This window comes from Streptomyces sp. WAC07094 (assembly GCF_036320405.1).
Taxonomy (GTDB): domain Bacteria; phylum Actinomycetota; class Actinomycetes; order Streptomycetales; family Streptomycetaceae; genus Streptomyces; species Streptomyces lannensis.
Genome location: NZ_JAVMJZ010000003.1, coordinates 68,620 through 93,566, shown reverse-complemented (window position 1 = coordinate 93,566; position 24,947 = coordinate 68,620). Strand labels below are relative to the sequence as shown.

General features: G+C 68.5%; 27 protein-coding genes and 4 pseudogenes. 17 read left to right on the top strand and 14 right to left on the bottom strand.

The genetic code is table 11. The annotated features are described in order from the left end of the window. The first annotated feature begins 222 nt into the window (after positions 1-222). The 3 genes and pseudogenes from RCR19_RS39960 to RCR19_RS39950 all read left to right on the top strand — a co-directional run bounded on the left by RCR19_RS39960 (position 223) and on the right by RCR19_RS39950 (position 2,679). Positions 223-881: pseudogene (locus RCR19_RS39960) on the top strand (RNA polymerase sigma factor). Between the two features lie 296 nt (positions 882-1,177). Further along, positions 1,178-1,687: a hypothetical protein gene (locus tag RCR19_RS39955; RefSeq protein ID WP_331270006.1), complete on the top strand. Its 510-nt coding sequence runs from the start codon at positions 1,178-1,180 to the stop codon at positions 1,685-1,687. A gap of 299 nt (positions 1,688-1,986) precedes the next feature. Further along, positions 1,987-2,679 (top strand): hypothetical protein, encoded by a 693-nt coding sequence (locus tag RCR19_RS39950; protein WP_331270005.1) that lies wholly within the window; start codon positions 1,987-1,989, stop codon positions 2,677-2,679. 178 nt (positions 2,680-2,857) lie between these two features. On the opposite strand, the gene RCR19_RS39945 is transcribed toward RCR19_RS39950, so the two are convergent. The 5 genes and pseudogenes from RCR19_RS39945 to RCR19_RS39925 form a co-directional block, all read right to left on the bottom strand. Then, entirely contained in the window at positions 2,858-4,552 is a 1,695-nt protein-coding gene (locus RCR19_RS39945; protein WP_331270004.1) for a SpoIIE family protein phosphatase, read from the bottom strand. A gap of 84 nt (positions 4,553-4,636) precedes the next feature. Further along, positions 4,637-4,990, bottom strand: a complete 354-nt coding sequence (locus RCR19_RS39940; RefSeq protein WP_331270003.1) for an STAS domain-containing protein — start codon at positions 4,988-4,990, stop codon at positions 4,637-4,639. Between the two features lie 381 nt (positions 4,991-5,371). Beyond that, a complete protein-coding gene (locus RCR19_RS39935) occupies positions 5,372-5,968 on the bottom strand; it encodes an SMI1/KNR4 family protein (protein ID WP_331270002.1) in 597 nt (198 codons plus the stop codon). Between the two features lie 199 nt (positions 5,969-6,167). Then, a complete protein-coding gene (locus tag RCR19_RS39930) occupies positions 6,168-6,713 on the bottom strand; it encodes a GNAT family N-acetyltransferase (protein WP_331270001.1) in 546 nt (181 codons plus the stop codon). Positions 6,714-7,697: 984 nt separating this feature from the next. Then, positions 7,698-8,043: pseudogene (locus RCR19_RS39925) on the bottom strand (methyltransferase domain-containing protein); the annotation flags it as partial. 118 nt (positions 8,044-8,161) lie between these two features. Between RCR19_RS39925 and RCR19_RS39920 the strand changes: the two are divergent. The 3 genes from RCR19_RS39920 to RCR19_RS39910 are packed head-to-tail and all read left to right on the top strand — an operon-like array spanning position 8,162 to position 10,281. Beyond that, a complete protein-coding gene (locus RCR19_RS39920; RefSeq protein ID WP_331270330.1) occupies positions 8,162-8,524 on the top strand; it encodes a MarR family transcriptional regulator in 363 nt (120 codons plus the stop codon). Next, positions 8,521-9,954, top strand: coding sequence for an MFS transporter (locus tag RCR19_RS39915; RefSeq protein WP_331270000.1), 1,434 nt, complete (start codon positions 8,521-8,523; stop codon positions 9,952-9,954). The genes RCR19_RS39920 and RCR19_RS39915 overlap by 4 nt, the downstream gene beginning before the upstream one ends. A 33-nt stretch (positions 9,955-9,987) precedes the next feature. Then, on the top strand, positions 9,988-10,281 hold the full coding sequence (locus RCR19_RS39910; protein ID WP_331269999.1) for a DUF1330 domain-containing protein: 294 nt from the start codon (positions 9,988-9,990) through the stop codon (positions 10,279-10,281). Positions 10,282-10,407: 126 nt separating this feature from the next. On the opposite strand, the gene RCR19_RS39905 is transcribed toward RCR19_RS39910, so the two are convergent. Continuing rightward, the gene (locus RCR19_RS39905) at positions 10,408-10,842 is read right to left on the bottom strand and encodes a transposase family protein (RefSeq protein WP_331269998.1); all 435 of its coding nucleotides are present in this window, start codon (positions 10,840-10,842) and stop codon (positions 10,408-10,410) included. 88 nt (positions 10,843-10,930) lie between these two features. Then, on the bottom strand, positions 10,931-11,947 hold the full coding sequence (locus tag RCR19_RS39900; RefSeq protein WP_331269997.1) for a DNA-directed RNA polymerase subunit alpha: 1,017 nt from the start codon (positions 11,945-11,947) through the stop codon (positions 10,931-10,933). Positions 11,948-12,151: 204 nt separating this feature from the next. Between RCR19_RS39900 and RCR19_RS39895 the strand changes: the two genes are divergently transcribed. The 3 genes from RCR19_RS39895 (at position 12,152) to RCR19_RS39885 (ending at position 14,103) form a co-directional block, all read left to right on the top strand. Then, positions 12,152-12,373, top strand: coding sequence for a hypothetical protein (locus RCR19_RS39895; protein WP_331269996.1), 222 nt, complete (start codon positions 12,152-12,154; stop codon positions 12,371-12,373). Positions 12,374-12,424: 51 nt separating this feature from the next. Continuing rightward, the gene (locus RCR19_RS39890; protein ID WP_331269995.1) at positions 12,425-12,628 is read left to right on the top strand and encodes a hypothetical protein; all 204 of its coding nucleotides are present in this window, start codon (positions 12,425-12,427) and stop codon (positions 12,626-12,628) included. A gap of 971 nt (positions 12,629-13,599) precedes the next feature. After that, positions 13,600-14,103, top strand: a complete 504-nt coding sequence (locus RCR19_RS39885) for a hypothetical protein (protein ID WP_331269994.1) — start codon at positions 13,600-13,602, stop codon at positions 14,101-14,103. 597 nt (positions 14,104-14,700) lie between these two features. On the opposite strand, the gene RCR19_RS39880 is transcribed toward RCR19_RS39885, so the two are convergent. Next, a complete protein-coding gene (locus RCR19_RS39880; protein ID WP_331269993.1) occupies positions 14,701-15,399 on the bottom strand; it encodes a hypothetical protein in 699 nt (232 codons plus the stop codon). A gap of 545 nt (positions 15,400-15,944) precedes the next feature. On the opposite strand from RCR19_RS39880, the pseudogene RCR19_RS39875 reads away from it, so the two are divergent. Continuing rightward, positions 15,945-16,246, top strand: a pseudogene (locus RCR19_RS39875) (transposase); the annotation flags it as partial. A gap of 129 nt (positions 16,247-16,375) precedes the next feature. After that, entirely contained in the window at positions 16,376-16,777 is a 402-nt protein-coding gene (locus RCR19_RS39870) for a hypothetical protein (RefSeq protein WP_331269992.1), read from the top strand. 19 nt (positions 16,778-16,796) lie between these two features. Here the strand turns inward: RCR19_RS39870 and RCR19_RS39865 are convergent, their stop codons facing one another. Beyond that, entirely contained in the window at positions 16,797-17,120 is a 324-nt protein-coding gene (locus tag RCR19_RS39865; RefSeq protein ID WP_331269991.1) for a hypothetical protein, read from the bottom strand. Positions 17,121-17,130: 10 nt separating this feature from the next. On the opposite strand from RCR19_RS39865, the gene RCR19_RS39860 reads away from it, so the two are divergent. Further along, complete coding sequence (locus RCR19_RS39860) at positions 17,131-17,931, top strand: hypothetical protein (RefSeq protein WP_331269990.1); 801 nt, start codon at positions 17,131-17,133, stop codon at positions 17,929-17,931. Positions 17,932-18,313: 382 nt separating this feature from the next. After that, positions 18,314-18,832 (top strand): annotated as a pseudogene (locus RCR19_RS39855) (DUF2716 domain-containing protein). 88 nt (positions 18,833-18,920) lie between these two features. On the opposite strand, the gene RCR19_RS39850 reads toward RCR19_RS39855, so the two are convergent. Beyond that, a complete protein-coding gene (locus RCR19_RS39850; protein WP_331269989.1) occupies positions 18,921-19,298 on the bottom strand; it encodes a hypothetical protein in 378 nt (125 codons plus the stop codon). 74 nt (positions 19,299-19,372) lie between these two features. On the opposite strand from RCR19_RS39850, the gene RCR19_RS39845 reads away from it, so the two are divergent. Next, positions 19,373-20,140: a transposase gene (locus RCR19_RS39845; protein ID WP_331269988.1), complete on the top strand. Its 768-nt coding sequence runs from the start codon at positions 19,373-19,375 to the stop codon at positions 20,138-20,140. 185 nt (positions 20,141-20,325) lie between these two features. Continuing rightward, entirely contained in the window at positions 20,326-21,513 is a 1,188-nt protein-coding gene (locus RCR19_RS39840) for an IS4 family transposase (RefSeq protein WP_331269987.1), read from the top strand. A 225-nt stretch (positions 21,514-21,738) separates the two neighbouring features. Here the strand turns inward: RCR19_RS39840 and RCR19_RS39835 are convergent, their stop codons facing one another. From RCR19_RS39835 to RCR19_RS39825, 3 genes are read right to left on the bottom strand one after another with little or no spacing between them, the layout of a single operon-like run. Next, entirely contained in the window at positions 21,739-22,590 is an 852-nt protein-coding gene (locus RCR19_RS39835) for a helix-turn-helix transcriptional regulator (protein ID WP_331269986.1), read from the bottom strand. A 24-nt stretch (positions 22,591-22,614) separates the two neighbouring features. Further along, positions 22,615-23,142 carry a DUF6879 family protein gene (locus tag RCR19_RS39830; protein WP_331269985.1) on the bottom strand — a complete coding sequence of 176 codons (528 nt, stop codon included), beginning with the start codon at positions 23,140-23,142 and terminating at the stop codon, positions 22,615-22,617. Next, entirely contained in the window at positions 23,114-23,374 is a 261-nt protein-coding gene (locus RCR19_RS39825; protein ID WP_331269984.1) for a hypothetical protein, read from the bottom strand. Before RCR19_RS39825 ends, RCR19_RS39830 begins: the two co-directional genes overlap by 29 nt. A gap of 229 nt (positions 23,375-23,603) precedes the next feature. On the opposite strand from RCR19_RS39825, the gene RCR19_RS39820 reads away from it, so the two are divergent. Next, a complete protein-coding gene (locus RCR19_RS39820; protein ID WP_331269983.1) occupies positions 23,604-23,969 on the top strand; it encodes a DUF6415 family natural product biosynthesis protein in 366 nt (121 codons plus the stop codon). After that, on the top strand, positions 23,966-24,517 hold the full coding sequence (locus RCR19_RS39815) for a hypothetical protein (protein WP_331269982.1): 552 nt from the start codon (positions 23,966-23,968) through the stop codon (positions 24,515-24,517). The genes RCR19_RS39820 and RCR19_RS39815 overlap by 4 nt, the downstream gene beginning before the upstream one ends. Before the next feature lie 53 nt (positions 24,518-24,570). Here RCR19_RS39815 and RCR19_RS39810 read toward each other — a convergent pair whose 3' ends face one another. Next, positions 24,571-24,768: a hypothetical protein gene (locus RCR19_RS39810; protein ID WP_059131374.1), complete on the bottom strand. Its 198-nt coding sequence runs from the start codon at positions 24,766-24,768 to the stop codon at positions 24,571-24,573. Between the last annotated feature and the right edge of the window lie 179 nt (positions 24,769-24,947).

The following is a 24,947-nucleotide window of genomic DNA, read 5'->3' as shown; positions in this document are numbered from 1 at the left end:
CGGCGTGAAACGTCACCCGGGCGGGGCGGTGCTGGGGTGGCGGGCATCGGTGAACCGGTACCCCCTCCAAGTGCCCGCCCCGGGGCGCGCGCCGGGTGCGCGCAAGCGGGAGCAGCGCCCGCGTGAAGGGCTCTTGAGGGGTTGTGACACTTCCGTGTGCCCCCGCGCTGGTCACCATGAGGCCGCTGATGCGAGCGGAGCGTGTGTGACGGCGGACTCGGAATGGATCCGGTGCAAACGAGGACAGTCTTGGGCCAGGTACGGCGCCCCCGGCGTGAACAGGCGAGCGACGGGGAACTGGGCGATGCGGTCGCACGGGCCCAGGACGGGGACGAGACCGCTTTCGCGGTCGCCTACCGGATGGTGCAACCGGGCCTGCTCGGCTATCTGCGCGGCCTTGTCGGCGACGAGGCCGAGGATGTGGCGTCCGATACCTGGCTGGAGATTGCCCGCGACCTCGGCCGGTTCAAGGGTGACGGGGCGGGTTTCCGCGGATGGACGGCAGTCATCGCACGGCACCGGGCGCTGGACCATCTGCGCCGCCGGCGCGCGCGGCCCCGGCCCGGCAGGATCGAAGACCACGTGCTGGAGATGCCAGGTGTGCATGTCACCGATGAGCAGGCTTTGGAGGCTTTGTCCACCGAGCAGGCCCTGGAACTGGTCCTTGGACTGCCGAGCGACCAGGCCGAGGCCGTGCTCCTGCGGGTCGTTGTCGGCCTGGATGGTCCCGCCGCCGCCCGTGTCCTGGGCAAGCGTCCGGGAGCAGTGCGAACCGCCGCCCACCGGGGCCTGAAACGCCTCGGCCGGCAACTCGGCGTCGGCCGTGAGCAGGGGAGGGTGTGACGAATGAGGCCTCCCAGACGCTGGGGAAGTCGACATGAACCAACGACGGCTGCGGACAGATCGAACGGGAGCGGAAACAGGCATGGGGGAACGACCAAGCGGCCACGGAGTTTTGGGCCGTGCAGGCGTGCACCCCGACGGCAGTGCGTTGGAGACAGCGCTGGCCGCCGCCCTACGCGGAAGTGTTCTCGACCCGGCAGCCGAGCAGCACGCGGTAGCCGCCTTCCGCACCGCCTACGAGGCCCGAACGCAGCGGGCGCGTACCGGGCGTCGATACGTTGGGCGGCCGCCCGCGCCAGGGCGTGCCCGGCGCCCTGTGAAAACGGCGTTGGGTGTGGTCTGCGCCAGTATCGCCCTGGGCGGCGCAGCGGTCGCGGCCATCGGTTCGGTCGGCCCTTCGGCAGAGGGTGACAGCCCCAAGTCCGCGCACCCCTCGCCTGTCGCTCCCGACCGGTCGGCCGGTGGGACGGCGCCGGCGTCCCCCCACAGTCACGGACCGACGCAGCAACCGGGCACAGCCAAGGACACCGAGGCCCACTGCCGCGCCTACGAGCAGTCCGGCAACCGCGGCAAGGCGCTCGAAGCAACCGCCTGGCAGCGGCTCGTCGCGGCTGCGGGCGGCAGGGAGAAGGTCGCCTCGTACTGCTCCGAGCGGCTGGCCCGGGCGACGGTCGAACCGGGCAAGCAGGGTGATCAAGGCAAACAAGGCGTGGGTGCTGCGGACTCCGTCCGGGGCAACCAGCAGAAAAGCGCCGGGGCCTCCGCCACCCATCCTGGTGGGACGGGCAGTGCATCCGAAAACGTCGAAGGGGGCGGGGGCAAGGCCGAAGAGAAAGACAAGTAGAGGGAGATCCGGCGGCGGGGGGATGCCCCGGCACCTCCGGATCTTCTCTGCGCACAAGCTGCGGTGGCTGCTGTATCGCGGAGGAATGCAGCAGCCACCGCAATCCAAGCCGGTCACCGCTGCCGCCGTCATGACAGCCCCCGCAGCGCAAGGACGCCTGCGGCGTCTTGAGGTGGCTTCTGTGTCGACAGCAGGCCCCTGTCGTTGCCGGATCGTGCTTGACCTTTCGTCAGGACGGGCAGGAGGCTGAGCCGCCCCCTCCACGTCTTCCCGTTCGCATATCGAAGATGGACCCATCCATGCCTAATCTCATCCGCGTCGGCGCGCTGGCCGCCGGCGTTTCGACCGTGCTGCTCCTCGCACCGGCCGCGCACGCCACCGCTCCCGGTGACAACGGGACGGTGAAAATCCATGACGCCAGGACCGGCGAGGAGTTGCGTCGCAACGAGCCGCACGTGTGCACGTTCTACCTGGATGCCTTCGGTTTCGACGCGGTCCAGAAGGTGGACTGGCACATCGAGGCGTGGGCACCGAAAGCCGCCACCAAGGGCAAGACCGTGAAATCCGGGGCCATCGCTCTGGATACCAAGGGCCACGGCCGTACGGCGGACCTGTCGCTGCCCGACGGGCACTACAAGCTGTTCTGGAACTTCTACGGCGAGAAGGGAGCCGCGAAGCAGAAGGTGTTTTGGACGCACTGCAAGGGCTCCGAGAGCGGTGGTGGCGGCACGGCACCGTCCGGCTCGGTGTCACCCTCGTCGGCGTCGTCCTTGCCGTCTGGGTCGGCCGGTGCGACCGCTGCATCGAGTGCCTCCGCTGGTGAGGGCGGGGCGGGCCCCGCGGCCGCCGCCTCCCCGTCCGCGCAGGGCAGCGGTGATCTGGCCGCCACCGGTAGCGGCATGCCGGTGGGCCTGCTGTCGGGCGTCGCGGCGGCGCTGTTGGCCGCGGGTGGCTACCTGGTGCTGCGGCTTCGTAGGACATCCCGGGGCTGATGTCTGCTGGGCATGACAGGCCCCGTACTCGTCCGAGTGACGGATACGGGGCCTGTCCTGTGACGGGGAGGAGCCAGCCGGTGGTGCACCGCCACTGGCGGTGCGCGAAACCGGCACGTGCCGCCAGGACGCAGCCTGACGAAATGAAAGGCCGTCAGTCGCACCGGCCCTCGGGGGGTCAGTTGGTGTGTGGCCCGCTGGGGGTGCGGGCGGCGATGAGGGTGATGTCGTCGCGGGGGTCACCGAGGTCGCGGGCGAGTGTGGCGCACAACTCGTGCAGTGGCAGGTGGCGGTGGGTGGTGGCGTGTTGGCGCAGGCGTGTCATGCCGTCGTCGAGGGAACGGGTGCGGGATTCGACCAGGCCGTCGGTGTAGAGCAGGAGTGTGGCGCCGTCGGGCAGGGGTGTGTGGGTGGTGGGGCGTTCGATGGTGGGGCGCAGGCCCAGGAGCATGCTGTGTGCCCCGGTGAGGTAGTGGGCGTCTGCGTCGGCGGTGATCAGCAGGGGCGGCGGATGGCCTGCCACGGACCATGACGCCTGCCACGCCCCGCTGGTGGTGCGGTGCAGGCGGGTGAGGATTGCCGTGGCGGAGTCGGCGAGGGTCAGGCGCGCCTGGGCGGTGTCCAGGCGGCGCAGGATCTGCCCGGGTAGTTCGTGGGGGCGGTCGACGGCCAAGGCACGGAGCATGTTGCGCAGTTCGCTCATGCGTGAGGCGGCCTGGATGTCGTGGCCGGTGACATCACCGATGACCAGAGCGAGGTCACCGTCGTCGAGGAGGAAGGCGTCGTACCAGTCCCCGCCGACCTCGGCTGTGTGCTGGGCCGGCTCGTAGTGGGCGGCCAGTTCGATACCCGCAACGTCGGGCAGGTCGGTGAGCAGGGCGCGTTGCAGGGCCGCGGCGATGTCGGCCTGCGCGGCGTGCAGGCGGGCGTTGTCCAGGCCCAGGCTGATGCGACGGGCCACCTCGTCCGCCAGGACACGGTCGGCTTCGTTGAAGGGCGGGCTCGCGGATGCGCGGGCCAGGGTCAGCGCGCCGAAGGTCCTGGCGTGCAGCCGCAGCGCAAGAACAAGCGCCTCTTCTGCTCCCACGCGCGTGAGCAGGTCGCTTTCACTGCCGGGTGCGGGCGCGAGGTCGGTCAGGTGCTGGGTGCCCCCGCCCTCCAGGATGCGGGTGACGGCCGCGTGGTGGGCGGGGTGCTCCGGCACCGGCTCGCCGCCGGGGGAGGGCCCGCTGGGCAGTACGCCGGGCGTGTGGTGGGCGGCGGCCGCGAGGCGATGGGTGGGCCCGCCGGCCAGACTGACCACGGCGGTGTCGGCGAGGCGGGGCACGAGTTGACGCACCAAGCGGTGCAGTGCCTCGTCCGCGTCCAGGGTGGTGGTCATGGCCAGCGTGAGCTCGCCGAGCCAGGTGGTCTCCGCCAGGTCGTATTCGGCCTGCTCGCGCATCGTCTCGCTGAGCGCGTACCGCTCGTCGCGGCGTCCTTCCCGCTCACGCTGGGCGGTTGCGTCCTGGAACACGACCACCGCACCACGGCCGCGTCCCGCCCCCGTGGGCAGCGGGGCCGTGGTCCACCACACCGCGAGCGGCGTGCCATCGGCGCGCCGCAGTACGGCGCGCTCGCCACCGGTCCGTTTGCCCCCTGTCACGTCCTGGAGGATCGGGCGCTGGACGGGCACGGCCGCCGACTCTTCGTTCGACGGGTGCAAGGTGCGGTGGGCGTTGACTCCGATCAGGGTGCCCGGCGCGTAGCCCAGCAGCCGTTCGGCTCCCGGGTTGCAGGCGATCACGGTGCCCTCGTCGTCGACGGCATACAGGCCGGCGTCCGCCGCGGCGAACAACACCGACATCAACGCCTCGTCCACGCCGACGCCCATAGGGTCGTCTTCTTTCGGCCCGCTCTTCACTTTGTGCATTGTGCCCGCATCATGCTGTGTTCCAGCAAGCTTTCTCACCAGCCTTCACAGACGTGGGTGATCGCACGCTGCCGCAACGCCGGCGAAGACCTGGATCACGGTGTCCAGCCCCGTCACCTCCAGCATGCGGCGCACCGGCTCGCACGGGGCCGCCAGGCGCAGCGCTCCGCCCTGTGCATCAACCTGCCGCAGGGCGTACACCAGCACGCCCAGAGCGGACGAATCCATGAACGACACGCCTTCCAGGTCCAGCACCATGCGTGCGCGACGGTCGGCTATGAGCGTGTCGATGATTCCCCGCAGCGCCGGAGCCAGCGCCAGGTCCACCTCGCCACGCAGGACCACCACCGCCCACGCGCCGCAGTCGTCGCCGCGTCGCACGCTGGGCGCTGCAGTCATGGGAGCTCCCTCCGCATTGGGGAAATACCCCGGCCGGGCGCCTGACGGCCGCAGCCCTGCTCGGGCCTGTAACCACCGACTGCCGTCGTAAACAGTCCCGTGCAAGTGCCGCGCGCTGCCGGACGCAGCCGGCCGACGCCGGCCGCAGCCAGGCGGGCACGAGGACAGCGTCAGAGCCCACAACGACGGCTGTCGCGTGCCGCGCAGGCCACGGCAATCCGAGCGGCCTTTTGAGCCGTCCAAGGGCTGTAAAGACGCTCGGTGATGATGCCTGCCGGCCGGTACCACGCCGCCAGGCGGATCAAGGCAGTGCGGTGGGGGGAGAGAGGCCCGGCTGCAGCGGTGCGACGCCTGGTCTCCTTCCGGCATCGCTGGCGGTCCTTATCTGCTACCGCCGCCCGGTTGATCGACCCAGGTGATCTCCGGGCGGACCGTCGGCAGTGCCCAGGGCTCCAGAACACCGCTTACCAGATCAGCCAGGAACTGAACCGCTCCACCGGTGTACTGCCACCATGCACCGTTGCGCGAGGCGACGGTGACCGTCCATTCCTGTGGCCCGCTGGGACGGGTGGTCCACAAGAAGAAGTCCCCCTGGCTGGAGGTGGACCAGGGAAGCAGGCCGCCCGGCGCGGGATACGGATGCATCGGGACGGCCACGTCGGCGTCCTCGCACCACTCGGCGACGATCTCCAATTCTTCGTGGGCGTCTTGGACCCATCCCGCCTCAGCGCCTGGCCGCGGGCCGCCAACAAGCATGAAGTCACTCAGCTCGCACGCCGGGTACCGCTCGCACAGGAGCTTGTAGTCGGCGGGCAGGGCCGTCCCCAACAGGCCCTCCAGACGCAGCCAGTCGATGTGCACCGGTGTCGGCAGACGGTGGGCCACCAGGCCGGGCAGCACTCGTTCGAGTTCCGCGACCGACTCGGCCGGGTCGATCAAACGACGGCGCGGGGCCTGGGTACCAGCAAAGTCGTCCACGCGAGCAGACTGTCACAACGCACCCCGATTAACGTCCTGGGGGTCACGAACGGAGCTGCTGCGCTTTGCTCCTGGCCCCTGCGTTCGACCTCCTCCAGCGGCGCGATCAGCGATCATCACTCCCGTTTGGCTTCCGCCGTCTTCGACTGTCGGCCTGACCGAAAGACCTGCCGCACGATGTCACCCGAGGGTGCTGGTGTCACAAAGGTGACAAAATCATGAGGACCTCGTCGCGATCGCCATCGGTGGCCAGCCGCAAAGCGCCGGGCCACCGGCCGATCTCCTTCCAGCCGAGCCGACCATAGAACTCTTCGAGACCGACACCACCGCGTGCGGCAAGGTGCAGTTGCTCCAGGCCCATCTCATCGCGGGCGACCTCACGGACCCGGCGCATCAATGCCGTGCCGATCCCCTGGCCCCGGACGCCGAGCCGGGTCTGCACGTGGTGAATCGTGCCCCAGTGCGAGACGGGTGGGTGGGGATCGCGGCGGATGTTCAGCCAGCCCGCGACGGTGTCGTCTGTCAGGGCGATCAGAAGGCGGCTGGTCGGTGGAGCCAGGTTCTCGATGATGCGGTCAAAGGCGGCGGTGACCTCGGCGGCGTCCACCGGCGGAAAGGGGAATCCGGCCGCCCCGCCCGCATTGCTCACCTCGGTCCAGCAGTCCACGAGGGTCTGCTTCAGCTCGTCAGTGATCTCGTCAGGGTCGAGGATCTGTGTGAAGCCAAGGGCGTTGCTGCTGGTCATGAGGACGAGTGTCACAAACGAGCCGCGCTCGTCGACACGCGGGGCACCCACCCGAACATCGCTGGCGCAGACAATGATCCACAGGATTGACAATTACTCAGCGGCCACCCCGTTTCGATGTGCGGTCCGGAGCAGCGGCTCAATCCGCGCCCACTGCACGTCAGTCAACAACCCACTCGGACCAACGATCAGAGGACCAGGTGATGGCGGGCTAATCGCCCGAGAACGCAATCTGCAGGTCTCTGTCCGCGCGGCAGCGCAGGCCCCAGGCCAGTAGCGTTGCGATGGCCTCGTGCTCGGCCCCCCTCAGCCGAGCAAGATGTGAACCTTCCAACTCTCGCGCCATCCGGTCCACTGCCTCACTGCGCAGCGTGTGTCCCCGTAGGGATCGACGTCAGTCAGGGTGGGGAGCCGGTGCCGCCCCAGGCTCTCGAGGGCCGTCCAGAACTCGTCATCCACGACTATCCGTTCCAGCATGCCTGTCGTGAGACTCGGCCCTGCCTTTCGTCCAGTCCGCGAGGCCGAGACCCCGCGCCGAAGCTCGATGACAAGCGCCATCCGACCCCCTGCTCATTTATGCCTTCGTCCCGATCGGCCTGGCCTACCGACAGCCAATTGTTCATGATCCGAACGAAACCGCCTAGTTCTGTACCAGGACGACGAGCCGGGCGACGGCCGTGATGACGGGCCGAGGACAAGGCCAAGCGCCTGTGGCGTCGGCCGGTCCCGCAGCCGCCTCGGCGGGGGCCCGCGGCAACGCAGTCCTCAGCCGATTGAGCACCCCGGCACCCTAGGCGGGTACGGCCCGCCACAGGTCCTTGCCTACGACGGGTGTACGCCTTTGGCCGATCATCAGTCGGCGTCCCGGAAGGCGAACGTTGCTTGCGGCACAGGGCCGGTGAACAGGACGGGGTGACCAGGCGGGGATGTCAGTGGGAGTCGCCGAAGGGGTAGGCGTCCTGGACTACGTGCAGGGGGATCCGCGTTGGTAGCGCCGGCCTTCTGCTGATTCTCGAGCGCGAGGGCGAGCATCTCCTCGGTCATGTCGAGCCCGTACGCCTTGCTGGTGGGGCCGACGCGGCGAGCGGAAAGCAGTACGTCGATGCCGCCGCCGGCGCCGAGGTCCAGGACGCGTTCGCTTTCGTGGAGGTCGGCCACTGCGGTCGGGTTGCCGCAGCCGAGGGAGGTGGCGAAGGCCTCAGCGGGCAGGGTGTCGCGCTCGTCTTCGGCGTACGGGGCGGAGCCGAAGTTTGTCGTCGATCTCGATGGCCTCGGGTCCGCAACAGGCGGTGCCGTCCGCGCCAGTCGACCATTTCCATAAACTATGAATATAAAATTGCTATGCTTCGAGCATGAGTCGTCAAGACACCGCTCGTGGCGCGTCCGCCGCCATCGGGGCAGCCCTCTACGGCCTGGCCACCAGGGCCGCGAGACGCCTGCCCCGGGACATGAGCCTGACGTCCGCCGCCACCCTGGCCACCCTGGACCGGAGCGGCCCGCGGCGCATCACCGATCTGGCCTCGGTCGAGGGCGTCACCCAGCCCGCGATGACCGCCCTGGTCCGGGTGATGGAGGAGTCCGGCCTGGTCGAGCGGCGGGGCGACGCGTCCGACAAGCGGGTCACGCTGGTGTGCCTGACCGAGACCGGCGCCTCCTATGTCCGGACGCGGCGCCAGGCGGGCGTCCACGCGTTCGAGCGGTTGATCGGCGAGCTCACCGGCGACGAGGTCGAGGCGCTGATGGCGGCCCTTCCGGCGCTGAAGCATCTGGCAGAGCTCGAAAGCCAGGACCGCGAAGGGCCGAAGCGGTGAGCGGGCAGCCGGTCGACGGGGTCGCGGTGAAGGCGTTCCCGGTGGCGCGTTCCGAGGCGCGGCTGCTGGTCCCCGCCCTGATGTTCATCGCTCTGGTCGTGGCGGCGGTCGCCAGCCTCGGTACGCCGCTCATCACCAGCGTGGCGACCTCGTTCCACGTCTCGCTCGGCAGCGCGCAGTGGACGCTGACCGTCGCGCTGCTCAGCGGCGCCGTCGCCACGCCGCTCCTGGGCCGGCTCGGAGCCGGCCCGCACCGGCGGGCCACGATCCTCGTCACGCTGGCGGTCGTCGTCGCCGGCAGCGCGCTCACCGTGCTGCCGCTGCCGTTCGCGTGGCTGCTGGCCGGCAGGGCGGTCCAGGGCGTCGGGCTGGGGCTGACGGCGCTGATGATGGGCGTGGCCCGGGACCACCTCCCCGAGGAGCGCAGCACGGCCGTGATCGCCCTGATCTCGGTGGTCTCGATCATCGGGGCCGGCGTCGGCTACCCGCTGGCCGCACTGCTCGCCGAGCTCGGCGGGGTACGGGCCGCCTACGGCCTCGGCATGGTCGTCACCGCCGCCGCCCTCCTGACCGCGTGGCGCCGCATGCCCGAAGCCCCCGAAGGCCGCTCCGCCCACGTGGACGTGGCAGGCGCGGCCGTCCTGGCCGCTGCGCTGCTCCTGGTGCTGTTCCTCGCCGGCGAACGGAATCTGTGGAGCCGGCACCTCGCCGTGGCGGCGGGCCTCGCCGTCGTCGCGGTGGTGCTGCTCTGCGTCTGGGCCGTCATCGAGCTGCGCAGCACGACGCCCCTGGTCGATGTGCGGGCGGCGCGGCACCCGGCGGTCGCCGGGGCGAACCTCGCCATGTTCGTCGGCGGGATCGGCATGTACCTCCTGCTCACGCTCATCACCCGGTACGCGCAGACGCCGCACGGCGCCGGCTACGGCTTCGGGCTGACAACCTTCGTCGCCGGGCTGGTCCTCATCCCGTTCTCGGTGCTGGGGTTCGTCGCCGGCAAACTCACGCCGCGGGCCCGGACTCGGATCGCCGACCCCCTGCTCCTGGCTGGCAGCGCCGTCGTGGTCGGCGGCGGGTTCGCCCTGTTCGCGGCGGCCCGGTCAGACCTGGCCGAACTGTTCGCGGCGATGGGCGTGCTCGGTTTCGGCGTCGGCGGCTTCTCGGCCGCGATGCCCGGCGTCATCCTGGCCGTCACCCCCAAGAGCCAGACGTCGAGCGCCATGAGCTTCAACTACGTCGTCCGCAGCGTCGGGTACTCCCTGGGCAGCGCCATCGGCGGCCTGATCCTCGCCGCGGGCCCCGGCCCCGGCCACCTCTTCCCCGACGACAGCGCCTACACCACCGCGGCGCTGGTCGGCATCGGCGCCATGGCGATCACGACGCTGACAAGCCTCGCTCTCGCCCGCCGACGCTCGTCCGAGACCAACCCGTGAGTCAGATGCACTCATCCCAACACTGGAGGTTCCATGCCCAAAAGCTACTGGGTCAGCGCCTACCGCACCATTTCAGACCCTGAGAAGCTGGCTGCTTACAACAAGCTGGCCGGTCCGGCCGTCGAGGCCGGGGGTGGTCGGATCCTCGCCCGTGGCAGTCGGGTCGTGGCGCATGACGCCGGAATCGCCGAACGCACCGTCCTGATCGAGTTCGACAGCTTCGAGCAGGCCGTCGCGGCGCACGAGAGTGCGGCCTACCAGGAGGCGCTGGTCGCCCTCTCCGACGGCGTCGAGCGCGACTTCCGCATCGTCGAAGGCATCGACTGACCGAGGTCCAGTCGGATCTTCACTGAAGATCCACCATCTTGGTTTTCGCTGGTGCGGCTGCTGGTGTAGCGGGGTTCGTGGGTGCTCGTGCTGGTCGTGGGCGGCTGTCTTCGGCCTGATCGTCTGTCAGCGGACGAGTTCGAGGTTCGTCAGGACGAGCGAGGCGCGGAGCAGGTTGGTGGCGCGGGCGGGGCCCGTGCGGAGTTTGGTGAGGATGCGCCAGGTCTTCAGGTGCGCGAAGCCGTGCTCGACGGGGGCGCAGCCAGCGGCGATGATCCGGTTGGCGGTGTTCTGGCCGGTGGTGAGGTTGCGGGCGCGGGTGGCCTTGTAGCCGGTGACGACGACTTGGTCGTGGCAGTCCTTGTCGAGGCCGAGGAAGCCCAGGTCGGACAGGGCGCCGGGGCCGGCGGCTTTATTGCTGTTGCTGGGTGTGGGTGTGGGCGGTGTGGGTGTTGTCTGTGCTGGGTTGTGGGGGATGGCATGCGCGTGTGTGGAGAGATGTTCTCTCCGGCCCCCGCCCCCGCCCTGTCCCGCCCCGGCTCCAGGGACTCTCCGGCGCATGCCTGTGGCCGGTCAAGTCTGTGGGGCCGGGTGCGGTCGGCCGGCGCTGTGCCGGACTTTTCCGCGTCCCGGCACCTGCGCCCGTTGGTCAGTATTGTTCGGTTTCGACGAATCCGTTGTTTGTGTCGTGGTCGGCGTCGAACGCGGCGGCGATGGGGTCGAATCCGGGCGGGCTGTCCTTCAGGGCCAGGCCGAGGCCGGTCAGCTTCGCCTTGACTTCGTCGATGGACTTGGCACCGAAGTTGCGGATGTCCAGCAGGTCCGCCTCGGACCGTGCCACGAGCTCACCGACGGAGTGGACGCCCTCACGCTTGAGGCAGTTGTAGGAGCGGACGGTGAGCTCCAGTTCCTCGATCGGAAGCGCCAGATCGGCGGCGAGCGCGGCGTCCGTGGGGGAGGGGCCCATGTCGATGCCTTCGGCCTCGATGTTGAGCTCACGCGCCAGGCCGAACAGCTCGACCAGCGTCTTACCGGCTGACGCCATGGCGTCGCGCGGGCGCATGGCCTGCTTGGTCTCGACGTCGACGATCAGCTTGTCGAAGTCGGTGCGCTGCTCGACACGGGTCGCCTCGACCTTGTAGGTGACTTTGAGGACGGGGCTGTAGATGGAGTCGACCGGGATACGGCCGATCTCCTGGCCGGCTTGTTTGTTCTGTACGGCGGAGACGTAGCCGCGGCCGCGCTCGACGGTCAGTTCCATCTCGAGTTTGCCCTTGCCGTTGAGGGTGGCGAGGACGAGGTCGGGGTTGTGCACCTCGACACCGGCGGGGGGTGCGATGTCGGCGGCGGTGACCAGGCCGGGGCCCTGCTTGCGCAGGTACATCACGACCGGTTCGTCGTGTTCGGAGGAGACGACGAGTTGTTTGATGTTGAGGATGAGGTCGGTGACGTCCTGCTTGACGCCGGGGACGGTGGTGAACTCGTGCAGGACGCCGTCGATGCGGACGCTGGTGACGGCGGCACCGGGGATCGATGACAGCAGGGTGCGGCGCAGGGAGTTGCCGAGGGTGTAGCCGAAGCCCGGCTCCAGTGGCTCGATCACGAACCGGGAGCGGAATTCGTCGACGACTTCTTCGGTCAACGAGGGACGCTGAGCAATCAGCACGGGGTATTGCCTCCAGTGTTTGGCGCCCGCTATGTGACGCCGTAGACACCATGAAGGGTACGGGGGGTTCGGCCTTGGATGCGGCAGAACCGCCCGACTCGCGCGTCCGTCGGCCCCGGCTTCTGCCGCAGTGGGGCCCGATCAGCGGCTGCTGCCGCCTCCGGCGTCAACACGGGTACTTCGCACGGGTGCATACTAGGGGCGATGACAAAGCCTGCTGCCTCTAAGCGTCATTTGCCTACCAGCCCCTTCAAGGCCCCGGTCGTACCGGCTCCCAAGCACTTCGCCGTGGGTGACCAGGTCACGCACGACGTGTACGGTCTGGGCCGGGTGATCGGCATCGAGGACGGATCGGCGGTGCTCGTGAATTTCGGTTCGGAGCATGTGCGGATCGTGAGCCCGTACGCCAAGATGACCAAGTTGTAGGACCGCTGTGCCCGGTCACGGCACGCCAGGCCCCCCTTCTCGGGGGGTCTGTTGAGGAAAGAGAGACCGCTCATCGACGTGACGTCGTTGTTCTCCGCCGTGGAAGAGCAGCCCCGCTGCTCCACCGCGAGTCCGCCGCCCGCGGCGACGAACCCTTTCCAGGCCCCGGACTACGAAGAGGACGAGGCCTTCTTGTTCGAGGACGTGGACGGGATGGCCGCGGGCCTGCACGCCGGGCGGCCCGAGGCGGCCTGAGCCTTTTTCCCCGCGCGCGGCGGCGGGTTCGACGGCCGGGTGAGTGCGGGCCGTTGCGCAGTACTGCGGCGGTGCGGCGTTCTGCGGGTCCAGAAGCCGTCGCACGCCCGGGTCGGGCGTGCAGGCCGGTCACCGGCTCCGGTTGCGTGTCCGGGGTGATCGTCGGTCGTGCGGTGTCGGCCTTCTTTCGCGCCGGCCGGCCCGTCGGCGGGTGCAGCAGGCGTAGGCCGGTGAGGCTGTGGGGGGTCATCGCGGTGGCGGCCGTGGCGGTGACCGTGCAACCGCCGCGTGGCCCGAGTGCATCGATCGCCCGCCCATAGAGGGCGGCTGCGGCGGCCGGGCCCCCGCGCCGGTACCCCATGGTGTGGCACGGCACCGGCACCGGTTCTTCTGTACCGGTCAGGCCGCTACGGCACCCTGCGCCCGTAACGCCCGCAGTCCGTGCGGTGCGCGCTCGTCTGTCCCGGCGCGGCGTCGCACCAGCCGCCGACGGGGCCACTGTAGAACTCGGCGGAAACTGCGTCCATGACGCCGTCGTCTTGTGCGTTCAGGAGACCTGGCCCACCACCATGGAGCGTGAGGCCGCCATCGGCAGGCGCGCGAGGCAGGATCCCTTGCCTTGTGTGTTCCGGTACAGCGACAAGTCGCCGCCTGCGCGGGCAGAAGGCTACGCAGAGGGCTCTGACCAGCGGATTGTCGCGGTCCGTGTTCGCTCAGGTCGACAGTTTGGTACAGCTGAGCGAGTATGAACGGGCACCGAAAGGCCGCCCCTGTTGGGGCGTGGCCGTCGTCGGATACGGAGCCCACGTGGCGGCAGCCGTACGGGAGTTGTTCTCCCGGCCCTACGGCTCCGGGCGGTGAATTCACCGTCCGGGTGTGGGCCGCGGCATAGATGCGCCGCCCCACCACCGCGTGTTCGAACTTCCCGTCCCGTATGTGGTTCCGTATGCCCCTGAAGGGAAGGCAGAACAGTGAACGGACGTTTTCGTCTCCTGGCACCCCTCGCGCTCTCCTCGCTGGCACTCGGCTCGGTGCCGCTCATGGCCGGTTCCGCCCAGGCTGTGGCACCCGCAGCCACGTGCCACGTGACCCAGAGCGCCAACTCCCCTTCGTTCAACGTCATCGGCCAAGGCCTGACGCCGGGCGCGAAGGTGAGGATCCGGCAGGCCAACCTCACCGTCGGCATGGTGGCTGGGGCTGACGGAAGGCTCGCAGGCACCCTGCGAGTCGGCAGCACCGGCGGAGCTGTGACGATGCAGGAGGAAGGCGGCCCCAGGCTCACCTGCGGCACGGTCAAGCAGGCCGAGGAGAAGCAGACCCGGGACCAGTACGCCAAGGGCTACCAGGACGGCTTCAAGCTCGCCAAGGCCACCTGCAAGGCACAGGCACCGCAGGGCGTCACCGCTGTGGACCCCAACTACGAGAGGGGCTTCAACGCAGGCGCGGCCGCGGCGATCGCCAAGTACTGCGACTAGCAGGCCCGTCACAACCGGCCACACGTCCGACACCGATCAAGCGTCGGAGTCCATGAATGAGCCGGTCAGGAGTCGGCTGGTGGTGCGCCACTCGCGCCACCGGCCCGACCTGAACAGGGTGCCGTGCGGTGACGGCGACTCTCGCCGCCGGGGCGAGCGGTGCCCGGTCACGGCACGCCAGGCCCCCTGAAGGGGGGCACGGCACGCCGGGCCCCCTTTTCGGGGGTCCTGTTGAGGAAAGAGAGACCGCTCATCGACGTGACGTCGTTGTTCTCCGCTGTGGAAGAGCAGCCCCGCTGCTCCACCGCGAGTCCGCCGCCCGCGGCGACGAACCCTTTCCAAGCCCCGGACTACGAAGAGGACGAGGCCTTCTTGTTCGAGGACGTGGACGGGGGCGCAGTGGGCCTGCACACGGGGCGGCCCGAGGCGGCCTGAGTCCTTTTCCCCACGCGCGGCGGCGGGTAGGGCGGCCGGATACGGGCCGGTGCGCGGTACTGCGGCGGTGCGGCGTTCTGCGGGTCCAGAAGCCGTCGCACGCCCGGGTCGGGCGTGCGGGCTGGTCACCGGCTCCGGTTGCCTGCCCGGGGTGATCGTCGGTCATGTGGTGCCGGCTTTGTTGGTGTCGACACCGCTCGTCGGCGGGTGCGGAAAGAGGCGTAGACCGGCGAGGTTTTGGGGGGTCATCGCGGTGGCGGCCGTGGCGGTGACCGTGAAGCCGCCGCGTAGCCCGAGTGCGTCGATCGCCCATCCGGAGAGGGCCGCCGCCCCGGCGGAGCCCGCCGCGCTGGCGGAGCCGAGCCGGGAGAACGCCTGGGTCAGGACGCAGGGGTGGACGGTCGACTCGGTGAGCTGGGAGAAGAGCGCCACAAGGGGTGGGATCGTGGCGCCGGTCAGGACCACCACGCATCCGAGTTGAAGCGGTGAGCCGGCGGTGAGCAGCAGCCAGGTGGCGAGCATCAGGATGCCGGTGGTGAGCAGCAGTTGCACCGGCGGTGCGGCGCGCCACCGGCGCAGCCCGTACAGCCATCCGGCCGGCAGGCCGCTGCAATTGGAGACGGCGAAGATCGGGGTCGCGGCGCCCGCTTGGCGGTGCTCGACCACGAACGCGGTCACCGACACCTGCAGGGCAGCGAAGAAGACCCCGATGGCGAGATGAAGGCCGATCAGCGGGAGGACGCCGCCGTGCAGCAGCGGGCGGCTCCTGGTGTGCGGGGTGCTGCGGGCGGCCGGTGCGGGCGCGCTGCCGCGCTGCGCGGCGAGGAGAAGGCCGCCGGCCACCGACAAGGAGACGCCCACCGCCGCGGCTGGCCACGGGATGTCCGGCCGCGGCGAGCGCGCTGACCGACGCGGGTCCCACGAGGTAGGCGCCCGTGTTGCTGAGGGACTTAAGCGCGAAAGCGGTGGGCAGTTGGGCCGCCCGGCCGGGGCGCAGCAGCGTTGCCCAGCGCGCGGCGGACATCGCGCCAAGCTGGGGGACGCCGGCCCCGGCCAGCGCACCGCCCCGGGGCCGGCAGCACGTCGAAGGCGCCGGCGGTGACCAGGCACACGAGGAGGGCGACGGTGAGAGCGTGGGCGAGCAGTGCGGGTGGCAGGACGCGGCTCTGCCCGAACCGGTCCGTGAGCCCCGAACCGGTCTGTGAGCCGGGCCAGTTGCGGCGCCCCGAGCGCTTCGGCGACCGCGAACGCTGCGCTGAACTGGCCGGCCGCGAGCAAGCTGCCGGTGCTGCTGTGCACGAGCCGGACGAGGCTGAGGCCGGTCATCGCGCCGCCGATGCGTCTAACTGATCGTTTCAGAATGAGTTGAGCTGCGAGTCTTGTGCTCGAGGATCTTGGTCGGCAGGGTGTCTGAGGGACGTGCTGATCTTGTTCCGGACGACCTGTGGGAGCGGGTGGCCCCGCTGCTGCCGTCCGCTCCTGAGCGGCGCCGCCGCTATCCCGGGCGGTTGCGTGTTCCTGACCGAGTGGCCCTCGCCGGAGTCCTGTTCGTGCTGCGAACGGGTGTCGCGTGGCGTGATGTTCCCGCGGAGACGGTGGGCTGTTCCGGTGTGACGGCCTGGCGGCGGCTGCGGGACTGGACCGAGGCGGCGTGTGGCCGCGCCTGCATGCTGCCTTGCTGACCGAGCCGCGCCGCGCCGGTCTGCTGTGATTCGCTGCTTGGGGATAAGAACTCGTAACACGATCATGCGGCCCAGTCTCAGTCGTCCTGTCGTGGTGGAGCGTGGGAGCGTGGCCCTGGATCATGGGCGACGGCTTGTATGGGAAGAGGGGCTGGATGAGCGTGATGTGGGCGGCGACGTCGCCGGAATCTGGACTGTTCCATCCGGATGAGAGACGTTTAGAGGTGAAGGATCTGTCAGATCGCTTCAGCAACCTGCGTTCCCGTGGCCAGGGGTACCTCGAAGTTCGCTCGCCGAACAGGGAGTTCCCGGTGCTGATCCTGGCCTTCCGAGATAATCACGCGGTCATCCACCTGATGAGTGACACCGAGCGGATGTCTCTGCACGTAGGAGACGGCACTGTGCCCTCGGGTGCCGAGGTCGAAATCCCGATCATGGACGACCTCGCAGTGTTCACGGGCGACTTTGTCCTGGACATCGATCGGGCGTGGGAGCTGGTGCACGACTTCACGCAGACGTGGCGGGCTAGCCCTCTGGGCGAGTGGTGTGAGTTGTAGCCAACAGCTCGTGCCACGATCATGGCCGGTGCCTCTTCAGTCGCCTCCAGCAGATGAGGCCGCAGGCCAATGAGACGAAGGCGTCGTGGAGTTCGGTTCGGCGTTCCCAGCGGACGGCGAGGCGCTTGAACTGGTGGAGCAGGGCGAAGGTCTGCTCCACGACGTATCGGAGCTTGCCCAGGCCCTTGATGTTCGGGGCGCCCTTGCGGGAGATCACCGGCAGGATCCGGCGCTTGCGCAGCTCCTCGCGGTTGAGGTTGGAGTCGTATCCCTTAGAGCTCGTAACACGATCTTGTAGGTGAGATTGATGAGGCAGGGGGGGCCGGTCGGAAGCGGCTGACATGATTGCCGGCATGACACTGGACTGGTCCGGTCTGGAGCACGCCTATGGCTCGGCGTCCGACCTACCTCGGCTCTTTGACGAGATCGGTGATCCCGAGCTGGCTGATCAGGCGTGGGAGGAGCTGTGGGAATCTCTCTGCCATCAGAGGACGGTGTACACAGCTAGCTTTGCCGCCCTGCCTGTTCTGACAGACATCGCCACCGGCCGCAGGGCGGGTAGTCGCTGGCAGGCACTTGCGCTGGCCGGTCGCATCGTTGTCGAGGAACAGCAGCTTCACGAGCCCGGTTACGTACAGGCGCGCTTCCCAGCTGCTATCAAGGAGCTGCGTGAGCTGACGCAGAACCACGTGATGACAGAGCCCTTCAAGGGCGGTGAAGACGAGTTTCTGTACTGGCTGGAGCACCTTCTCGCCTTCGAGGGAGAGCCCCTGTGGCGCGGATGCCTGGCCTGTAAGACGTACGCCGTGGTGTGTCCGTCCTGCGCGCAGCAGTTGCTGATCGATCTGTCGAGGACACCTTCGGGCACCCGTCGCCCACACCCATCCGGCTTGGTGCGTGTGGGCCGCGAGGGCCCCGTGCTGACCGGCATCCGCAGGGCGGCCTCCGCGGACCTGCCGCCGCTGGCAGCGCGGCTGTACCAGATGGCCAACCACGCCGGGCAGCCCGCCGCGGCGGAGCATCTGACCCGCCTGTTCGGCCGCACGACGTGCCCGGACTGCGCTTCAGACTTTTCGGTGCCGGACCAGGTCGTAGCCTTCCAAGCGTCGCGTAAAAGAATCACCCGCGGACCTTCTAGAGACATCTCCAGGTGATGAGGCTGCGGGCCAACGAGAGGAAGGCTCATAAAGCTTGGTGCAGAGTTCTTAGGGCGTGCAGAAGAACAACACGCTGATGTCCGATTCGCGTGCGCCGTCATGTGGTATGCGGCTCGCTGAGCTGCAGGATCTGCCTGACCGCCGTCATGGACGCCATTCTCTACAGTGACGGCTGGCGCCGCATCCTTCCTGGTCGCGGATGCCTACCACAACGATCGGCCCCAGAACCGGAATCAGCGTGTTCTTCTGCACGCCCTTGCAGCCCAATCGACGGAGGTGCGGAGCGCTGCTGACGGGAATCTCTGAAGTCGGTTCTGTCCGCGCTTTCGTGACCGATCCAGCAGTGATCTCCCTCCAGGCGAGTCGATAGGATCGACCGATGATGGAAGGATCCGTGGCCGCGCTGCCAGAGGCTGAGTGCCGACGAGTCTGGGACCGCTTCTACCGGGAGTTCAGCTTCCAGCCGAGTATGAGTTCGCTCAAATGGCCGGCCATCAAGGAGCCCGCCGCGTCGGTCACCTGGAGCCTGGCGACGCTTCCCGACAAACCTGACTACGAGCGTCTGGACCGCCTGGTCAAGGTGGTCCAGCAGGGCCTGGCCTCCTGCATCGGCCCGCAGGGCACGCTGTTCGCGCTCGACTGGCAGCACACGTCGTACCGCTTTACCCCGCAGGAGGTCGGCGGCCCTGGGTAACCGGCTTGGCCACTGAGCCCGTACCCCGACGGTGACTACTACATCTACCTTTCGGAAGACTTCCGCATGGGCAGCTTCGGGCATCCTTGGGAAGAGTCCCTCTGCCTGTTCGGTGAGGTACTCCTCAACTCCGTATCAACGGAGGTCGATAAAGTTCTTGGGCCGTCGATCCGCCGGGCCGGCAAGGTAGTAGATCCCACCTGAGCTTGAGTTATGGCTCATGGCCTTGCGAGGGCTGTCGCTGTGACTAAGCGCTGTCCCGCAACTGCTGGCATCCGGCAGTCCGCGGCGGTCAGCAGAAGATGAGCTCGACTTCCTTCTCCAAGCAGTACCTGACGACGGCGACCAGTTGGCGCACGTCGTCGACGCGTCGCTCGTGGACGGGGTCTCCATCCTTGGGTTGCTGGTCGGTAATTGCCTCGAGCCTGGGCAGCATGGCCGCGCATTGAGTGGGCGTGAGAGAGCCTTCGTCGTCTGGATGGTCGAGCAGCGGTGCCAGCGTGGTGGAGACGCTGTCCCACTTGCGGTCTCCGCCGAATCCGTTCATCTCCGCAAGGGTGAGCCCCTCTGCCTGGGCCAGCCACTCCCTGAACATGTTGAAGCCGGTATAGGACCAGGAGACGTCTGGGCCGGTCACGTTGTCGTCTCCGGGGGCGAGCATGAGCCCCATCCTGTTCCTCCTTGGCTGCCTGGTGCCCAGGATCCGTTGCGGGGGATGTGTCGGCAACTGAAATGATCTGTCGTATGGCTGGTGTGATTACGGCGTCGGAGTCCTGGTGGATAGCCCCGTTCACTGGGCTGGGTCCGCGGCAGTTCGGGAAGCTGGTGACGATTCTGCGGCGCGAGGGTGCGGACGCGGTCCGCAGTGGCCGGCCGTGGAGTCTGCCGTTGGAGGACCGGGCGCTGCTGGTCGCGGTCTACTGGCGCACGAACCTGACCATGCGCCAACTGGCCCTGTTGTTTGGGGTGTCCAAGTCGGCAGCGGACCGGATCATCGATCACCTCGGGCCGATGCTCGCTCTCCAGCCCCGCAAGCGGTTCGCGAAGGACACGGTGCTGATCGTGGACGGCACCCTGGTGCCCACTCGGGATCACGCTGTCGCCGAGCAGTCGAAGAACTACCGGTACTCGACCAACCACCAGGTCGTCATCGACGCCGACACCCGCCTCGTCGTGGTGGTCGGCCGGCCCTTGCCCGGCAACCGCAACGACTGCAAGGCGTGGGAGGAGTCTGGAGCGAAGGCCGCTGTCGGCACGACCATGACCATCGCCGACGGGGGCTACCCGGGCACCGGCCTCGTGATGCCTCACCGACGTCGGAAGGGCGAGGAACTGCCCGGCTGGAAGCAGGCCCACAACAAGTCCCACAAACAGGTGCGGGCCCGCGTCGAACACGTCTTCGCGCGCATGAAGACCTGGAAGATCCTCCGCGACTGCCGTCTCAAAGGCGACGGCGTCCACCACGCCATGCTCGGCATTGCGCGGCTGCACAACCTCGCCCTCGCTGGATAGACCACTCGCCGCACAGCAGCCCACCACGCCCGAGGGCGCTCAGAGATCATTTACGGGACAGCGCTTAGAGAGCGCTGGTTTCTCACATGTCGCGGTCTGGGCCGTACCAAGGTTCGGGGCGTTCGTCGGCAGACATCGGGAGGCGCTGCAACTGCACGGGGCCTGCTTGGCAGTGGGTCCCGGGGGTGGTTCGGGTGGCTGCGAGTGTGTCTGACTTATCGGGTCTTGGCTTGTTGACCTGGGTGTATCCGCCAGGTTTGGTGGATCGGGTGGTGGCCGCGTGTGGGCGTTCAGAGCAGCGTCAGCGGCTGCTTCCCGCCCGGTTGGTGGTGTACTTCGTGCTGGGGCTGGCCCTGTTCTCGCCTGCTCCGTATCTGGAAGTGATGCGGCACCTCGTCGAGGGACTGCGGGGTGTGGGCCTGCTGGGTACCTGGCGTGTTCCGGCGAAGTCCTCGCTGTTCAGGGCTCGGGAGCGGCTGGGATCCGAGCCTTTGCGGGTGCTGTTCGCCGCGACCGCGAAGCCGATGGCCACTGAGGCGACTCCCGGTGCGTTCTGGCGGGACTTACGGCTGCTGGCCGTCGACGGAACCTGCTGGGACGTCGCGGACAGCGAGGCGAACGAAGCCGCTTTCGGACGTCCCGGCAGTGGCCGTGGGTCGGGCAGGAGTGCGTTCCCGCAGGTGCGGATGGCGGCGTTGGTGGAGGTGGGCAGTCATGCGGTGCTGGATGCGGAACTCGCCGGCTGCCGCACCGGGGAAGTCACCCTGGTCGCCCGCCTGCCCCGGTCGGTCGGCCCGGGTCAGCTCGTCCTGGCCGATCGTGAGTTCCTCGGAGTCCCGTTGTGGCAGGCGTTTGCCGACACCGGTGCCGACCTGGTGTGGCGAGTGCCCGCCAACCGCGTCCTGCCGGTGATCAGGCAGTTCCGTGACGGGTCGTGGCTCTCTCATATCCGGGCGAGCAGTGGCCCCGCCCGGGATCAGCCGGTCGTGGTGCGTGTCCTGGCCTACCGGGTCAAAGAACAGGCTGGCGCGGACGGGGGTGACGGATACCGCCTGGTCACCACTTTGCTGGACGCCCGACGGTATCCGGCCCGGCAACTGGCCGCGCTCTACCGCGAGCGCTGGGAGATCGAGTCCGTCTTCGCCGAGATCAAGACACACCAGCGCGGCGCACGCGTCGTCCTCAGCAGCAAGACACCCGAGGGTGTCCGTCAGCAGATCTGGGCACACCTCCTGGTCCACCACGCACTGCGCGAGCTCATGCTGAGAACGGCTGCCACCCGTGGCCTGGACCCTGATCGGGTTTCCTTCACCGAGACCCTGCGCTCTGCCCGGCGCAGCGTGACCGTCACGCCAAGCAGTTTTTCCCCCTGACCTCCTGGTCAGAGCACTGGTGATGCTCGAGCAGGACCTCCTGGAACGACTCCTGCCTGTCAGACGGCTCCGCAGCCAGCCCCGCGTCGTGAAACGCAAGATGTCCAACTACCACCTCAGACGAGCCGAGCATCGTGCCTGGCCGCAGCCGACCCGCACCGGCACGCAAGCCGTCCTCGTCATAAGACCCCAACCGGCGAACCCGTAAAAGCAACGGCATTGCCCTTAGACCAGCGTCTCGATCGCCTTCAGGATCAGCGCCCGCGCCTCACCGCCGTAGACGGCCATGCTGCGCAGCTCCTCGAACGCTTCCATATACAGGCCGATTTCACTAGGTTGCGTGACGGTCACCTCGGCGGACACCAGCTCCACAGACACCAACCGATCGTCGTAGACGTGGAACGTCTCCTCGGGCCAGCGAACCCTTCGGGCCCTCATCGGAATGATGCCGAGGGACACCGCAGGCAACGCGCCGACCGTGAGCAGGTAGCCCAACTGTCCGGCCATCGCATCCGATTCGGCGACCTGGCAGTGCAATACAGGCTCCTCGATGACCACGACGAAGCGGTGGCCCTGCTCGTGAATGATCCGGGAGCGCTCGACGCGGGCGTGCGCTGCGTCGGCGCTGTCGTCGTCCGCCATGTCGTGGATGCCGGCGGCCATACGGAGAACGGCCAGCGCATAGCCCTCTGTCTGGAGGAGTCCAGGCACGAGGCCGGAGGAATAGACCCGGAAGTTTTCGGTCGCCCGGAACACGTTCCCGCGGCGCTCCTGGACGTGGCGGAGCCCGGACCGGACCTGGTCGCGCCACTGCCGGTCCATCGACTCGGCGTTGATGGACTGGACGACTAAGTCCTGTGCCTGATCCTCGGCGTGGGTGGCGGCGCACCAGCGGCGGATGTCTGTGGCGGACGGGCCGGTGAGGGCATTCTCGATGCGGCTCGTCTTGGAGTAGTGCCAGCCGCACGCGGCAGCCAGCTGCACGACCGTCAGGCCGGCTTCCTTGCGAAGGTCACGCAGCCGATAGGCGACGGCTTCACGTGCGGCCTGGGCTGAGGAGGACGGTGAGGCGGGCATGAGCTGACTGCCGGTGCTTTCTGGTCAGTGAATCTGGTACTCGGCGTGTGGGGTGGCGCGGTCCCAGACGGCTTCGAATGCGTCCGTGCACAGCTTGACGGCTGCTGGGTCCTCGGAGATGTCGTGGCCGACGAGTGCGCCGTCTCCGGAGAAGTGTCCCCACCGGATGATGCGGTCGTCGAACAGCCAGAAGTCGTTGCCGGGTAGGGCTATCGTGCTGGCCTGGCGGCGCGGCAGCCAGCGCACTTGCTCACCCGCGTGCACGTTGACTGCGGTCGACGCGTGCTCGTAGCGGATGTAGTCGGTGACCGGCTCGGACACGATGCGGGCCCGGCGCACGGCGACACCGCGGGCCACCGCACGGGAGACGAGGTCGACCCAGGGCGCCCATCCGGGCGAGGCCGGGTCGGTGTCGACGTGACCGGTCTCCAACCACTTCCGGAAGTCCTCGGCTTCGGCGGCAACGCCGTAGTGGTCCCGCATCTCGAGGTGCACGGCAGAGCGCGTGCACTGGTCCATCAGGTCAGCGATGGTCTGGTTGTTCGAGGACATCGCACGCCTCCCTGATCATGTGCACCATCCTGGCGGGGATACGGATCACGGCCTCATCGGCCGGGATGCCTACCGCGTGGCCGGGGACCTCGAATGCAGCGCACTCTGCCTCGAGTTCGGGCCCTGGCCGCCATCCCTGGAAGACGAGTTCTTTCTTCTCCTGGTCGACCCACACCGTAGGCGAGTCTCCCGTCTTGGTGTTGGGGTCGATTCCGACGAACCGTAACGACACGGCTGCCTCCGTTCCACGTGATGTGCAGTTCTTTGCGCCACCGTCGCCCACGTGGCGCACCCGGTCAAGGGCGCGAACACGACAGCCCTCCCGGTGAGAGCCGCATGCTGCAAAGAAATGCACATTGCTGGCTGTGCTGCACACAACACTTCTAGCGTCGGACGGGACGAAAGAGCCCCGGCGAGACGATCGCCTCCCGAGGCCGCGCCCAACGCCGAGGAGCGCCGACATGACGCACGCGACAGCCCACCGGCCGCCAGACTCCTCACCCGGCGAGCTTGCGGTCGACCCGGTCGCGGCCCTCATCGTCGAAGCGTTCGACGCCGGGCACAGCATGCCGCCGCACGAGCGGCTCGTCGAAGTCGACCAGCTCCTCCGCAAAGAGATTGAGCGGCTCGTTCCCCTCGCGCGCGAACACACAGCGCAGGCCGAGGAGCGCTCGCGCACCTGGTACGCCCTCATGAGCGCCGCCGACTCGGCCGAGTACGCCTGCCGCTTTGAGCTGGGCTCCGGCCGGCTAGCGGGCGCGCTGCACGTCGCCGAACTCGCCCGCCGCGTCATCGAGCTGCGGCGCGTGCTGGGGGTCGACTCGTGAACTGCACGATCTGCGGCGACCCAATCGAAGACGGGGAGCCGCTCAAGCGGCACGCCCGCCGCGACCGTAACGGCGGCGCACTGCCTCCCGGCTTCACGCACAAGCGGTGCCGCAAGCGCCCGTCGACCGTCCCGTTCATCACGTCCTGGTCGAGTGAACTCACCGGCGACCCGGCCGTCCTGCTCCGCCCGCTCGGCGGGATCGGCTACGCGGGTGAGGTCGCCTCGGACCAGGACGAACGCGGCGTGCTGTGGCAGCGCCGCCCCGACTCGCCCGGCGTCAGCCGCCCGATGTACGGCAAGGTCCACACCGGCCGCCAGCGCCGCGCTATGACGGAGCTGCTGTGCCAGGTGTGCGGCGGCCCGGCCGCCGAGGATCACCGCGGCGTGCTGTGGCTGATCGAGGACAACCGCGAGGACTACGAAGGCTGGCCGGAAGATCTACTCACCACGCACCCGCCGATCTGCCTGCCGTGCGTGGGCAGAGCGCGCGCCGAGTGCCCCCACTTAGAGGTCTTCCTGGCGCCTACGGCCGCCTGGAGCTGCTGACGTCCGGTGCCGTTGATGTCAGCCGTGGATGTCAGATGCCCCGCCCTGTTCGGCTACGGGCGACGGTAGACGGCAGGATCGGCTCCGGGAGCCGGCGCCCGGGACAAGTCCAGGTAGCACGGGTAGTCGGGGTCACCTACCTCCATGAGTACGAACTGATCGACGTCGTGCTTGGCGAAGCGATGGAGGTACTGCAAGAAGAGTTCCAGTTCCTCGTCGGAGAGGGGTTCGTCGTGTCGGTCGTTTCGCACGCCCTCACCCTACGGCTGGCCCGGGTGGCGTGACCGCTTCGTCCCGAACGAACTTCGCTGGGCGCTTGACCTCACGCTGGTATGCCCCTCACCTGCTGCGGCGGTCTGCAGGCGTCCGCGGTTGTTCGCCGCTGTTCGTCGGCGTTGTCACGCACTTACTGATCGTTTCAGAATGAGTT